This is a genomic window from Pseudarthrobacter sp. AG30, from assembly GCF_003116525.1.
Taxonomy (GTDB): domain Bacteria; phylum Actinomycetota; class Actinomycetes; order Actinomycetales; family Micrococcaceae; genus Arthrobacter.
Genome location: NZ_QEHL01000033.1, coordinates 1 through 13,294, shown reverse-complemented (window position 1 = coordinate 13,294; position 13,294 = coordinate 1). Strand labels below are relative to the sequence as shown.

Genomic DNA, 13,294 nt, shown 5'->3' with positions numbered 1-13,294 from the left:
TCAGCCCACCAGCCAGCCCCGCAGCAGCCACCAGATCCCGGCCATCACCACCCCGCCAAAGAGTGCACCGGCCACCACCTGGGGCAGCGTATGCGCCCGAAGCACAACGCGCGACCAGCAGACCGCCGGAACCAGCACCAGCAACGGCGCCCAGGCGGCGCCGAGCATCAGCACCGATACGACGGCGGCGCAAGATATGGCAGCGGCATGGCCGCTCATTTTCCAGAACAGGCTGACCGCGGCCAACACCGCCACGCCGCCCACCACCGCCAGGACCATGGCAACCACGCTGTGCGGCGCACCTGCCGCTGCCAGGACCAGCAGTCCGACGGCGATGCATGCCAATGCCATCAGGAGCACGGGCGCGCGCTGCTTGCGGTCGCTTACATGGTGGTCCGTGACCTTGCCCAGCCGGACCAGGACCAGCAGCACCGCCAGCGGCAGCACGCAGACAAACAACGCCGCGAGTGCACCGTAGCCGATGGTTCCCGGAAATCCCGGCTCGGCCAGCGGGCTGATCAACAGCTGGATGCTGACCACCACCGGCGGCTGGAACACCTCCGTGATCCAGGTGGCCGCGCGGTTCTTCGCCCGCAGCGGCACGGTGTTGACGGGCACGGCCTAGTCCAGGAGGAGCGCGGGCTCTTCCAGGATGGCCGCGACGTCGGCCATGAAGCGGGCGGACAAATCACCGTCCACCACACGGTGGTCAAAGGATCCGCCCAGCGTGGTGATCCAGCGCGGAATCACCTCGCCATCCAGGACCCACGGCTTCTGCTTGATGGTGCCGAACGCGACGATGGCCACCTCACCCGGGTTGATGATGGGCGTTCCCGTGTCGATGCCCAGTGCCCCGATGTTGGTGACCGTGAGCGTGCCGCCCTGCATTTCCGCGGGCTGGGTTTTCCCTGCCCGGGCGGTGGTGGCCAGGTTGTTCAGCGCCAGGGCCAGTTCCTTCAGCGACAGGTCCTGGGCGTTCTTGATGTTCGGGACCATCAATCCGCGCGGGGTGGCGGCGGCAATGCCCAGGTTCATGAAGTGCTTGACCTGGATCTCGGCGCTGCCGTCGCCGTTGTCCACCCACGATGCGTTCACGCTGGGGTTGCGGGCGGCGGCCCAGATAACGGCCTTGGCGAGGATGAGGAGCGGGGATACCCTGATGCCCTCAAAATCGCGGGAGGCCTTGAGCCGCTTGACGAATTCCATGGTGCGGCTGGCGTCGACGTCCACGAAGATGCTGACGTGCGGGGCCGCGAAAGCAGACTCCACCATCGCCTTGGCCGTGGCCTTGCGGACACCCTTGACCGGGATACGCTCGATGCGCTGGTCCTGTGGCTTGCCGGCCTTGCCCCAGAAGCCGTCAGCCTTGTCCAGTTCCGCATCGCGCTGCGCCTGGTAGCTGACCAGGTCCTCGCGCGTGACCTCGCCGCGGGAACCGGTGGCCACCACATCCGCGAGGTCGATGCCGAGGTCGCGGGCGATCTTGCGGACCGGCGGCTTGGCCAGGACCCGGTTGACCAGGCCCGTGATGGTGCCGCCAAGGGTGGGGCGGTTGTCCACGGCGGCAGTTTCGCTGCCGGTCACCTCGGCTGGCGTCCGCGGCTGCACCGGCTCAACTTCGGGAGCGTTTACCGTCACCGAGGCGGCGGGTGCGTTCTTGCGGGGGCGCCGCTTGACGGCGTCGGCCTTGGGTCCGGAGCCCACCAAGGGAGCATTGGCCGGGGAGCTCCCGCTGCCGGCCGCCGTCGGCTCTTCTGCCGCGTCCACCGGGAGCTTGCCGTACAGCGGCTGCGCCGGGGGCTCCGGCGCGCGGACATCGGCAGGAGTGGGGTCGCCGGCGACTTCGTCGCTGACGCTGATGATGGCCGTGCCGACGTCAACGGTCACGCCCTCCGCCACCAGCAGCTCGCTGACGGTCCCGGCAAAGGGGGACGGCAGTTCCACGATCGACTTCGCGGTTTCGATCTCGCAGATCACGTCGTTAATGGCGACGGCGTCGCCCGGCTTGACCTTCCAGGAAACGATTTCAGCCTCGGTAAGGCCCTCGCCGACGTCCGGCAGGTTGAACTTGTTAAGGGTCATGGTGTCCTCAGTAGGAGAGGGCGCGGTCCAGCGCCTCCAGGATGCGGTCGATGTCCGGAAGGTAGTCTTCCTCCACCTTGGCAACGGGGTACGGCATGTGGAAACCGCCGACGCGGATTACCGGCGCCTCCAGGGAGTGGAACGCCCGCTCGCTGATCCTGGCGGCGATCTCGCCGCCCACTCCGCCGAACGTGGGAGCCTCGTGCGCGACGATCAGCCGGCCGGTCTTCAGGACGGACGCGGTGACGGTGTCGAAGTCGATCGGGGAAATGGACCGGAGGTCGATGACCTCAAGGCTCCTGCCGTCCTCCTCCGCGGCATTCGCGGCCGCCAGGGCAACGGGCACCAGGGGGCCATATGCGACCACGGTGGCGTCCGTTCCCTCGCGGAGGACGTGGGCCTTGAAGGGGTCCGCGGAGGGGCCGGGGGCCTGGACGTCAACGTCGCCCTTGAGCCAATAGCGCCGCTTGGGTTCGAAGATGATCACCGGATCCTTGCACTCCACGGCCTGCTGGATCATCCAGTAGGCGTCATGCGGGTTGGACGGGGTGATGATGCGCAGGCCGGCCGTGTGCGCGAACAGCGCCTCGGGAGACTCGGAGTGGTGCTCGATGGAGCCGATGCCGCCGCCGTAGGGGATCCGGATGACGACGGGCACGCTCAGGTTGCCGCTGCTGCGCGAATGGATCTTGGCCAGCTGGGTGGTGATCTGGTTGAAGCCGGGGAAAACGAAGCCGTCGAACTGGATCTCGCATACCGGGCTGTACCCGCGCAGGGCAAGGCCTATCGCGGTGCCGATGATCCCGGACTCGGCCAGCGGCGTGTCCACCACCCGGTCGGGGCCGAATTCGCCGATCAGCCCGTCCGTTACCCGGTAGACCCCGCCGAGGGGGCCGATGTCCTCGCCCATCAGGAGCGATTTGGGGTTGGCCGCCAGCGTGGCGCGGAGGCCTTCGTTGATGGCCTTCGCGATGGTCATGGTGGTCATCAGTGGCCTGCCTTTGCTGCCTGCCCGGCGGACTCGTCCTCGCCGGCAAATCCTGCGCTGTATTCCTCGAACCACGCCAGTTCCTCGGCCACCAGCGGGTGGGCCTCGGCATAGACGTTGGCGAAAGCCTGCCGGATGTCCGGGTCCTGAAGGTCGTGGGCGGTGCGCCGGACGTAGGAGGCGAGCTCGTCGCCGTCGGCCCTGACCTTGGCGAAGAAGTCGTCAGCCGCCAGGCCCTCGGCGCGCAGGTACTTCTCCAGCCGCGCCAGCGGATCCTTCGCCCGCCACGCGTCCTCTTCGGCAGACTGGCGGTACTTGGTGGGATCGTCGGCGGTGGTATGCGCTCCCACCCGGTATGTGAAGGCCTCGATCAGGACCGGCCCCTTGCCCTGGCGGGCGTGCTCCAGCGCCCACTCGGTGACCGCGTGCACGGCGATCACGTCGTTGCCGTCCACCCGGATGCCCGGGAAGCCATACCCTTTGGCCCGGTTGGAGAGCGGGACCCGGGTCTGGACGTTGGTGGGCACGGAAATGGCCCAGTGGTTGTTCTGGCAGAAGAACACCACCGGGGCGTTGTAGGAGGAGGCGAACACCATTGATTCGTGGACGTCGCCTTCGGAGCTGGCGCCGTCGCCGAAGTAGGCGATCACGGCGGCGTCCGGCTCCTTGCCTGCGCCTTCGGTTGCGGCGGCGAGCTTCTGGTCGCGCTGGATTCCCATCGCATAGCCAACGGCATGGAGGGTCTGTGCGGCTAGGACCAGCGTGTACAGGTGGAAGTTGGTGTCCTTGGGGTTCCAGCCGCCGTTGGAGACTCCGCGGAACTGGCGCAGGAGTTCGGCGAGGTCCACGTTGCGGGTCAGGGCGACGCCGTGCTCACGGTACGTGGGGAAGATGTAGTCCTGCGGCTGGCTGGCACGGCCCGAGCCGATCTGCGCAGCTTCCTGGCCCGTGAGCGGCACCCACAATGCCAGCTGGCCCTGGCGCTGCAGGGCTGTGGCTTCAACGTCGAACCGGCGGATTGCGGCCATGTCGGCGTACAGGCCGCGCAGCGCGTCCGGGGTGAGCTTGTCCGCATACCTGCTGAACGCCGGATCGGCGCCGAGCTTCCCATCGGGGCCGAGCAGCTGGACCATGGGGGCCGCGGGCTCGCCCAAGACGGCCTCAGCATCGGCTTCCCGCTGGTCGTCTACCGCTGTTCCGTCGAACTCGGTGGAAGGCAGATGAGTGCCCATACCGTCTCCTTGCTTGCCGCATCCGGATGCAATGCAAATGTCGCTGGGATATATGCCGCACATGGAATACATTCCGCTTGCGGCATATACATTGGCTTACTGATCCTAACTTTATCTTCGGTAGGTAGCGGAAGGGCTACTTGTTAAGTGCTAGGAACTGGCCGGTGCCTTTGTATAGTCGGCACACAACTGGAGGAAACGCGTGTTGGCTTCAGCCTCCCCGATACTTACCCTTACACCTTCGCCGGGAAACGCCCGCACGGAGAGGGCACGCGAGCCTGCCAGCTCCGCAAACGCAGCACTTTCGGCGCCGAGGGCCAGCCATACGAAGTTGCCCTGCGCATCGGGAATATCCCAGCCCAGATCCCGCAGGCCAGCGGTGACACGCTCCCTCTCGTCGACGAGCTTTTGTACCCTTTCCACAACCTGGCCATAGTTCTCGAGTGAAACAATGGCCGCACGCTCCGCAATTTGGGACACCGCAAAGGGCGTTGCTGCGATGCGAAGGTACTGGGTCAGCTGGGGACGGGACACGCTGTAGCCGACCCGGAGTCCTGCCAGGCCATGGGCCTTGGAGAACGTCCGGAGCACGACGACATTGGGGTATTTGCGGTAGAGGTCGATCCCGTCGACGGCGCCTGCCGCCCTGACGAACTCCTGGTAGGCCTCGTCGATCACCACCACCACATCGGCGGGAACGGACCGGATGAAGGCCTCAGTCTCGGCCGCCGTGAGGGCGGGCCCGGTGGGATTGTTGGGCGTGCAGAGGATGATGACCCTGGTGCGGGCTGTGACTGCAGCGGCCATGGCGTCCAGGTCATGCCGGCCGTCCGGCAGCACGGGGATGCGCACACTTTCCGCACCTGCAAGGCCGACGCTGATGGGGTAGGCCTCGAAAGACCGCCACGCATAGATCACCTCGTCGGCCTTGCCGTCCTCATTCTGACCGGCAAAGGCCGCAAGGATCTGGCCCAGGGCCCCCAGGCTTCCCGCGCCGGTCACGATGTCCTCGGCCGGTACGCCAAGGAATTTGGCAAGTGCTGCCCTCAGCTTGCTGCTCAGGGGATCCGGATACCGGTTGAAGTCATCCTGCCGGGCAATGGCCTCCAGCACCGCAGGAATCGGCGGCAGCGGGTTCTCGTTTGATGACAACTTATAGCTGGCCAGTCCGCTGACGGCGGCGGGCGGTTTTCCTGCGGCATAACGGGGCAGCCGGTCCAGCACCGGGCGCGGCGCTATTCCGCCTTCCCTGGTCTCAGATGAGGTCATGGTTCCAGCCTACTTCGCGGCTGCCGGGGGCACCCGGGAGGCAAACCCGGAAATCCACGCCCGCGCTGCAAGCCGGCGCCCCTGACCATGTGGAAGCATGGTGACATGGGTTCCTTCATCCTTCGCGTCATCGTCAACGCAGCAGCCCTCTGGGTGGCCAGTTGGATACTGCCGGGAATGGACATCTCAAGCACCGCGACGTCCGATGCGGTGGCACGGTCCGGGATATCGCAGGATACCGGCACCATCGGGATTGTCCTGGCCTATCTCTTCATCGGCCTCATCTTCGGGGTGGTCAACGCCTTCGTGCGGCCATTGGTAAGGCTCCTGGCCCTGCCCATCACCATCCTGACGCTTGGCCTGTTCGCCATCGTCATCAACGCCGCCATGCTCTACCTGACCGCATGGATCAGCAGTTACACCCCCGTACACCTCACCATTGATTCCTTCTTCTGGACCGCGGTGCTGGCCGCCATCATCATCTCCCTGGTCTCCATGGTGGCGGGCATCCTGCCGGGCCGCCGGCGCTGATTCCGGCCGTCCGGGACCTTCCCGCCCAAGTAGGAATACGCCCCGAACCAAGTACTCGGCAGGTGCGCGTCCTCTGAACCGCTCTGAAATTGCAGTACCGGCCACCCATGACCCGCGGGACCCGGCCTCCTAGGCTGCTGCCAGTTGGGCCGCCGTGCGGCCCGTTGCTGTCAGTTACTGGAACGGGGGCCATCAGTGAGGGCCATAAGAATCATGGTTGCCGCCTGCCTGCTGTTCGCCTGGCAGGCGGGCCCGGCACAAGGGGCAGTCACAGCAGGGGCCGCCCCTGCCGACGGAGCCGCGCTCGGCAACGACATCTCCTGGCCGCAATGCGGCGGCGACCTTCCCGGACCGCCGGCCTTTGCGATCGTGGGGGTCAACGGCGGGCGTCCGGACACGGTCAATCCCTGCCTGTCCGCCCAATTGGCCTGGGCGGAGCGCACCTCCGATGCCACCGCAGGAACTCCGGCGGCGGTGTACGTGAACACCGCCGCCACCGGGCCGGTGGAACCCTTGTGGTGGCCGGCGGGCAACACGTACCAGGGCAAGGACGTCGGGAACCCCTACGGAGTGTGCGACGGCTCGGCATCGCCGGCCTGCGCCTATGTCCACGGGTACGCCATGGCCCTCAATGACGTGGCGATCCTGAAGGAAGCGGGCGGCGGGGAGCGGCGTACGTGGTGGCTGGACGTTGAAACCGGAAACAGCTGGCTCTGGGACAAGGCCGCCAACGCCGCCGAACTGGAAGGCATGGCGGCGTACCTGCAAAGCGCGGGGGCAGAGGTGGGGATCTACTCCACGGCATATCAATTCGGCGAAATCGTCGGCGCCATCAATCCGGGAAGCAACCTCTCCGGGCTCAACAGCTGGCTGGCGGGTGCGGAATCCACCTCCACGGCGCGGGAGCTGTGCGGGGAAGTACCCCTCACGCCAGGCGGCATGGTTGCCCTCACGCAGTTCACTGACGGGGACCTCGACTACAACTACCGGTGCCCCGGCGCGGCCCCCGCCCCCGCGGCTCCGCTGCCGGTCCCGCCGCCGGACCCGGCCCCGCTTGATGCCTACGCCGCGATGCACGCCGCCCAGATCGCGTGATTCAGCGGCCGCCGAGGTGTCGCTCCCTGGCGCGGGCATCAGGGGGAACCAGGGATGATGGCGCTTTTGCCCGGGTCAAGGAAAACCGCGTGGCAGTGGCAACCCCGCCTGCTCCCAAGACGCCGCCCAAAGCTGCGGTGGACCTGACAAGTGAGGGATCGCTGCTTGCCGAGACCAGCCGCGCACCTTCCTGGTAGCCGGCCAAGCCGTGGCCCAGCCCGAGGGCGCCCTCGCCCTGCACCTCACGGAGCGGGGTGTCGAGGGAGACGGTAACGCGATTGCGGGTTTCGGGGTTCGCCGCACCGTCCGCGCCCGGAACCCAATCGGCCTGGTGCTCCAGGTGCAGGGCCGAAATCTTTTCGTCAACGCTGATCCCCGCCACCGGCGACCCTGCCGTCAGCACATACCTCACGTCGTATTCCTGCCCAACCCGCGGGTCGGAGGCAAAGTTCATGGCGTGGATGCCACCCTGGCTGTATCCCACCGCCACCACGGGTGCTCCTGGTTCGGCCCCGGCGGCAGCCAGTGCCTGCAGCACGGCAGCGTTGATCTGCTCGGAGTCGTAGAGCATTCCCTCGGCGATGCCGGCCTCATCGAAAGGGTTTGAACCGCCGGCGTACTTTCCGGCGGACTGGGTACCCGGAATCACGACGACGAACGCCTTTTGACCGCCGTTATCGACCTGGATGACCTCGATAAAACCGGCCCCGCGGGCATCGATGAGGCGGATCTGTTCCAGGAGACCGGCCGGTGAGGTATCAAGGTCAACACGCACTGATTCCTCCTGCCGAACAGAGATGGCCCGTGGAACCGCGTTCCCGGCAAAGAGCTTCAGGACCAGGTCCCTGGCATGGGGCGCATTGTCGATGCCCTTTTGCATTTCCGGCGCCCCAAGTCCCAGGCCCACGATGATCGATTCCATCGCGGAACGGTCCACCGCGCGGGCTTGGGTCATGAGTTCGAGGGAAGGTCCGGCGTCGCTGGACCAGTTGATACCAATCCGCCGGCCCGCTGCGGCCCAGTGCTCGGCGTCAGCGTAGTCACGCACGCAGGCCCGAACATGGGCGGCAAGTTCCTGCATCCCGCTGCGCACAGTGCGAAGCCGGAAGTGGCCTTCCCGCACAGCCCCCACGTGCGGCGCACCTGACCACAGGGGCTGATGGTCGAGCATGCAGAGGTCGTCCAGGACACGCCCCATCTCCACCTCCGCGTCCAGGAGATCTCCGGCAAGGTCATCAATCCTGCGTGCGCCGCTTGTCAGTTCCTCGAGCTGAACGCTGATGCCGCCGACCCCGCCGCGCACCGTCAGGTCCCCGTCCCTCGAGGAGCGGGACAGCCTGATGCCCTCGGAGCCGGGCGGAAAGTCTGTAGTCATCCCGGCCACCCCGAACCGGTGGGGAGCAGGGGAACCTGCTCGCCCGCACGGCGGCCCACCGCTTGCCTGGCATCCTCCAGCCACCTGACTGCCGAACGCAACGCGGCAGCCTGCACTGAAAGTGCATCCCGGTAGGCGCGGCCCGCCGGCGACTCCCAGGTGAGCAGCTGGGTGTCGCGGATACCTGCCAAGACCTGTTCCACCCGGCCCTCACAGCCCGCGATCCGGCCTGTCAGTTGCTGGAGCTCGCCGCCGGTGCGCTGCGCACTGCCCCAAATCCCCTCCGTCACATCGTTCCCCATGCCCCCTCCTACCCTGCCTTCCGGGCTCATCACTCCCCGACCCACCACCTGCCATCCCAATGCTAGGAACACCGGCCGCCGCGCATAAGGGCCGCCGTCGGCTATGTGGACAAGTAACGTGAGCTGCCCGCTTAAGGCGCCGCCCGACTTCGTGAAAGAATCAACGCATGCCTGAAACTGCCGCCACAGCTGACACCCGTACGCCCTCAGGACGCCTGGCCCTCGCCGCGTCGCCGGAAAAAATCGCGCTCGGACCCCTCGACGGCCGCTACCAGCCCGCCGTCGCGCCCCTGGTCGATTACTTGTCGGAGGCAGCACTGAACCGGGACCGCGTGGCCGTTGAAGTGGAGTGGCTCATCCACCTGACCAGCAACAACGTCCTTCCCGGCGCCGGCCCGCTGAGCACGGAACAGCAGGAGCAGCTCCGCGCCGTCGTCACGGAGTTCGACGCCGCCTCGGTGGCCGAACTCGCAGAGATCGAGGCCGTTACGGTCCACGACGTGAAGGCTGTGGAGTACTACATCGGGCGCCGCCTGCCCGCCATCGGCATCGAAAACCTGACCGCCATGGTCCACTTCGGCTGCACGTCCGAGGACATCAACAACCTGTCCTACGCCCTCGGCGTGAAGGGTGCCGTGGAGGACGTGTGGCTCCCCGCTGCCCGCAAGCTCGTGGCGCAAATCAGCGCCATGGCGGAAGAGAACCGCGCGGTTCCCATGCTGTCCCGCACGCACGGCCAGCCCGCCACCCCCACCACCCTGGGCAAGGAACTGGCTGTCATCGCGCACCGCCTGACCCGCCAGCTGGACCGGATTGCCAGGACCGAATACCTGGGCAAGATCAATGGCGCCACCGGCACCTACGCCGCCCATGTGGCCTCCGTCCCGGGTGCTGACTGGCAGCAGGTGTCCAAGTCCTTCGTTGAGGGGTTGGGCCTCACCTGGAACCCGCTGACCACCCAGATCGAAAGCCACGACTGGCAGGCCGAGCTGTACGCCGACGTCGCCCGCTTCAACCGGATCCTGCACAATGTCTGCACCGACATCTGGAGCTACATCTCCATCGGCTACTTCGCGCAGATCCCCGTCGCCGGCGCCACGGGCTCCTCCACCATGCCGCACAAGGTCAACCCCATCCGGTTCGAAAACGCTGAAGCCAACCTGGAGATCTCCTCCGGCCTGCTGGACGTCCTGGGTTCCACCCTGGTCACCTCCCGCTGGCAGCGCGACCTCACCGACTCCTCCAGCCAGCGCAACATCGGCGTCGCTTTCGGCCACTCCCTGCTTGCCATCTCGAACGTTGCCAAGGGCCTGGAGCGCCTGGACGTGGCCGAGGACGTGCTGGCAGGCGACCTGGACACCAACTGGGAAGTCCTGGGAGAGGCCATCCAGATGGTCATGCGCGCAGAGGCGATCGCCGGCGTCGAAGGCATGGAGAACCCGTACGAACGGCTGAAGGACCTCACGCGCGGCCACCGCGTGGACGCCGCCCGCATGCGGGAGTTCGTGCAGGGCCTGGGCTTGTCCCCCGAGGCCGAGGCCCGGCTCCTGGACCTCACGCCCGGCAAGTACACCGGCATTGCGGACCAGCTGGTGGACCACCTGAAGTAAAGCCCACAGCAGGGCAGGAACGCACGACGACGGCGCCGGGCCCGGGAGGGTCCGGCGCCGTCCGTGTATCCCGGCCCGCGTGCCGGCCTGCCGCTGCGGCGCAGGTGAGAGCCGGTGTCCGATCGGGTGGGAAACTGGAATCATGAGGCTGCTCCTGATCCGACACGGCGAGACCCCCGGCAACGTCCTGGGCCAACTGGACACCGACCACCCCGGTCCTGGATTGACCGAACTGGGTGAACGCCAGGCCGAGGCCATGGCACGGGCCCTGGCCAACGAGCGGATCGGGGCGCTCTACGCCTCCACGCTGATCCGGACGCAGATCACCGCGGCCCCGCTGGCCCGGCGGCATTCCCTGGACATTGAAGTCCTGGACGGCCTGCATGAAATCGAGGCAGGCTCCCTGGAGAAGCTCACGGACCACGAATCGCACAAGCGCTACATGGGGACCGTTATCTCCTGGGCCGCAGGGAACCTGGACCAGCGCATGCCGGCGGGACCCGACGGCCATGCCTTCTTCGACCGCTTCGACGCTGCCATCGCGAACGTGGTGGAGCGGGCGGTGCGGGACCGGCACGGCACGGCGGCCGTCGTCAGCCACGGCGCCGCGATCCGCACGTGGACGGGGCTGCGGGCCCGGGGTGCAGGACACGAGTTTGCGGCCCGGCACATCCTGGCAAACACCGGAATCGTGGCGGTCGAGGGGAGCCTGGATGGCGGGTGGAACCTGATCCACTGGGATGGCAGCCCCGTAGGCGGCCTTGCCTTGGCCGACCCGACGGCAGAAGATCCGACCGGCCGGGACGTCACGGCTCCCTAGAGCTGCTGCCGGTGCCGGCGGCCGGGGAAGATCCGCCGCGTCCTGCACGGACTGCCCTGGCCGCCCCGCGGAACCGCGGGGACAAGCTGGGCTGCCATTGCGGCTGCGTCCGCCGCCGCCGGCCTCTGCGTGGCGTCCATCGCAGTCAGTGCGCGCAACAGGACGCCCCAGTCGCCCAGGTGGTCCGGGACCTTCGGGGACCTCAGGGTCCGGGCCACGAGGGACTCGATTGCCGTCCCTGGGAACGCCTTGGTCCCGGTGAGGAGTTCCAGGAGGACCAGGCCCAGGGCATAAACATCCCACGACGGGTCCGCTACGTGGCCGGAAGCCTGCTCCGGACTCATGTAATGCACAGTCCCGGAGGAGATGCCCGGTTCGGGGGCGGAACCCGCGGGCGCGGCAATCCCGAAATCGATAATCCGCACCGGGCTCCTCCGCAGGCCGCTCAACATCAGGTTGGCCGGTTTGATGTCGCGGTGCACCAGGCCCCTGGAATGAAGGTGCGCCAGCGCACCGAAGAGACCGCGCGCCCACACGGCAATATCTGCCTGGGGCATGCTCCGCATCCGGATGGCCTCCGCGAGGCTTGTCCCGAGCGCCAGTTCTTCGATCAGGAAGGCATGCCCGGCGGAAGGACTACCGGCAGGCATGACGCCTCCGGCAATAAACCTCACGATGGAGGGGTGGTCCAGCCCGGCCAGGACCGCCGCCTCATTGTGGATCCGCTGCTGGTGCTTCCGGTGTCCTGCCGTGGCAATCTTGACGGCGGCATCGGGGCCGCCTTCCAGGTCAACGGCCCGGAACACCTCGGCAGCGGATCCGCGACCCAGCCTTTCGCCAAGCCGGTACCGTCCGGCCAACACGACGCCTGCGGCCGGATTGGCGGGCTGCTGCACTGCCGCGGGCAGCACCGTCCCGACGGCGGTCATGCCGGCAGGACAGCTGAGGAGGATCCCTGGCGGGAGGCGCCCGCTGATCGTTTGCGGTCACCGCCCGCAGGCCACGCATCGAGCTGGAACCCGCAGCCGCAGCGCCACACGGGCGGAAGTTCAATGCTGTTGCTGTCAGCCGGCGCGAACGTGTAGCTGGCGCCCTCGGAGCCCACAGCGGGAGTGACCAGCTGCATTGCAGTACCGCAGTGGATCGCGGACTTTCCCTGCGGCGCGGAATTGCCGTCCAGGGAGGGTCGCACCAGGCGGGGACTCGTCAGCATTGCCGCATCATCGCAGGGATCAGGCGGTGAAATTTCGGTGAAAGTAACCAACTCACTCACGACTCCGTTGGGAAGCAGCTTCGGGGAACAATCGTAAGCTTACATATAACTAGTTGATCTAGCTAGTCCGCCTAGCTAATCTTCTTTGCTTCCCCGTCATGCGCAGCAAGGGCGTCCGTCATCCGCTGCAGGAAATCAACCACGATGCGCGCATCCTCGGCAGAGAGGCTTTCCGCCACGGACATCATTCGGCGATGCATGGCCCCCAGCGTTTCGCGGACTTCCTTATCCGATTCCCCGGTGGCGATGACCACCACAGAGCGCCGGTCGGTGGGGTGCGGTTCACGCCGGACATGGCCGCTGGCAACCAGCCGGTCGATCAGCGACGTCGTGGAAGCGCTCGTAATATTGAGGAACTGGCTCAGGTCCTTGGGCACCGCCTGCTTGCCGGACGCCTGCACCCGCAATAGGTACCGCAGGGCGAGAATGTCCGTTTCGCCCATGCCCATGGAATCCCTGGTGGTACGGCGGATTTCCGTCTCCGCCGACCGGTAGTCGCGGAGCGACTTCAAAACCGCTGCGCTATAGTCCAGCTGCCCGTCAGGCCCGTACCAGTAGCCGGAGCCCTCATTGCCCGTAGAAACCATGGAATCATTTTAGACCAACTGATAACTAGCCTGCCAAGCAACTTACGGAAACGCAGCGGAATGGCGTTATCCAGGTGCTTACCGTTAGGAAACACCCGCGTAATCCCGGACACCTGATATGTAGGTCTCG

General features: G+C 66.7%; 14 protein-coding genes. 4 read left to right on the top strand and 10 right to left on the bottom strand.

What is annotated here, in order from left to right:
- The 5 genes from DC347_RS19815 to DC347_RS19795 form a co-directional block, all read right to left on the bottom strand.
- Window positions 1-618, bottom strand: coding sequence for a phosphatase PAP2 family protein (locus DC347_RS19815; protein WP_018763689.1), 618 nt, complete (start codon window positions 616-618; stop codon window positions 1-3).
- A gap of 3 nt (window positions 619-621) precedes the next feature.
- Window positions 622-2,082 (bottom strand): dihydrolipoamide acetyltransferase family protein, encoded by a 1,461-nt coding sequence (locus tag DC347_RS19810; protein ID WP_109864195.1) that lies wholly within the window; start codon window positions 2,080-2,082, stop codon window positions 622-624.
- A 7-nt stretch (window positions 2,083-2,089) separates the two neighbouring features.
- The gene (locus DC347_RS19805; RefSeq protein WP_018763691.1) at window positions 2,090-3,070 is read right to left on the bottom strand and encodes an alpha-ketoacid dehydrogenase subunit beta; all 981 of its coding nucleotides are present in this window, start codon (window positions 3,068-3,070) and stop codon (window positions 2,090-2,092) included.
- Window positions 3,070-4,302 carry a pyruvate dehydrogenase (acetyl-transferring) E1 component subunit alpha gene (gene pdhA, locus DC347_RS19800; protein ID WP_109864194.1) on the bottom strand — a complete coding sequence of 411 codons (1,233 nt, stop codon included), beginning with the start codon at window positions 4,300-4,302 and terminating at the stop codon, window positions 3,070-3,072. Before pdhA ends, DC347_RS19805 begins: the two co-directional genes overlap by 1 nt.
- A gap of 150 nt (window positions 4,303-4,452) precedes the next feature.
- Window positions 4,453-5,571, bottom strand: a complete 1,119-nt coding sequence (locus DC347_RS19795; RefSeq protein ID WP_018763693.1) for a histidinol-phosphate transaminase — start codon at window positions 5,569-5,571, stop codon at window positions 4,453-4,455.
- A 105-nt stretch (window positions 5,572-5,676) separates the two neighbouring features.
- Between DC347_RS19795 and DC347_RS19790 the strand changes: the two genes are divergently transcribed.
- Together DC347_RS19790 and DC347_RS19785 are read left to right on the top strand one after the other, a co-directional pair.
- Window positions 5,677-6,102, top strand: a complete 426-nt coding sequence (locus DC347_RS19790; RefSeq protein ID WP_018763694.1) for a phage holin family protein — start codon at window positions 5,677-5,679, stop codon at window positions 6,100-6,102.
- Window positions 6,103-6,297: 195 nt separating this feature from the next.
- The gene (locus DC347_RS19785) at window positions 6,298-7,197 is read left to right on the top strand and encodes a hypothetical protein (protein ID WP_240617878.1); all 900 of its coding nucleotides are present in this window, start codon (window positions 6,298-6,300) and stop codon (window positions 7,195-7,197) included.
- A 1-nt stretch (window position 7,198) separates the two neighbouring features.
- On the opposite strand, the gene DC347_RS19780 is transcribed toward DC347_RS19785, so the two are convergent.
- Complete coding sequence (locus DC347_RS19780) at window positions 7,199-8,572, bottom strand: hypothetical protein (RefSeq protein ID WP_240617877.1); 1,374 nt, start codon at window positions 8,570-8,572, stop codon at window positions 7,199-7,201.
- Window positions 8,569-8,874 (bottom strand): hypothetical protein, encoded by a 306-nt coding sequence (locus DC347_RS19775; RefSeq protein ID WP_109864191.1) that lies wholly within the window; start codon window positions 8,872-8,874, stop codon window positions 8,569-8,571. The genes DC347_RS19780 and DC347_RS19775 overlap by 4 nt, the downstream gene beginning before the upstream one ends.
- 167 nt (window positions 8,875-9,041) lie before the next feature.
- On the opposite strand from DC347_RS19775, the gene purB reads away from it, so the two are divergent.
- Window positions 9,042-10,484, top strand: a complete 1,443-nt coding sequence (gene purB, locus DC347_RS19770) for an adenylosuccinate lyase (protein WP_109864190.1) — start codon at window positions 9,042-9,044, stop codon at window positions 10,482-10,484.
- Between the two features lie 142 nt (window positions 10,485-10,626).
- Window positions 10,627-11,304 carry a histidine phosphatase family protein gene (locus DC347_RS19765; protein WP_018763699.1) on the top strand — a complete coding sequence of 226 codons (678 nt, stop codon included), beginning with the start codon at window positions 10,627-10,629 and terminating at the stop codon, window positions 11,302-11,304.
- On the opposite strand, the gene DC347_RS19760 is transcribed toward DC347_RS19765, so the two are convergent.
- From DC347_RS19760 to DC347_RS19750, 3 genes are all read right to left on the bottom strand, one after another.
- Window positions 11,301-12,233: a serine/threonine-protein kinase gene (locus tag DC347_RS19760; protein WP_109864189.1), complete on the bottom strand. Its 933-nt coding sequence runs from the start codon at window positions 12,231-12,233 to the stop codon at window positions 11,301-11,303. The genes DC347_RS19765 and DC347_RS19760 overlap by 4 nt on opposite strands.
- Window positions 12,230-12,517, bottom strand: a complete 288-nt coding sequence (locus DC347_RS19755) for a hypothetical protein (protein ID WP_109864188.1) — start codon at window positions 12,515-12,517, stop codon at window positions 12,230-12,232. The genes DC347_RS19760 and DC347_RS19755 overlap by 4 nt, the downstream gene beginning before the upstream one ends.
- Before the next feature lie 131 nt (window positions 12,518-12,648).
- Entirely contained in the window at window positions 12,649-13,164 is a 516-nt protein-coding gene (locus DC347_RS19750; protein ID WP_018763702.1) for a MarR family winged helix-turn-helix transcriptional regulator, read from the bottom strand.
- Window positions 13,165-13,294 lie beyond the last annotated feature (130 nt).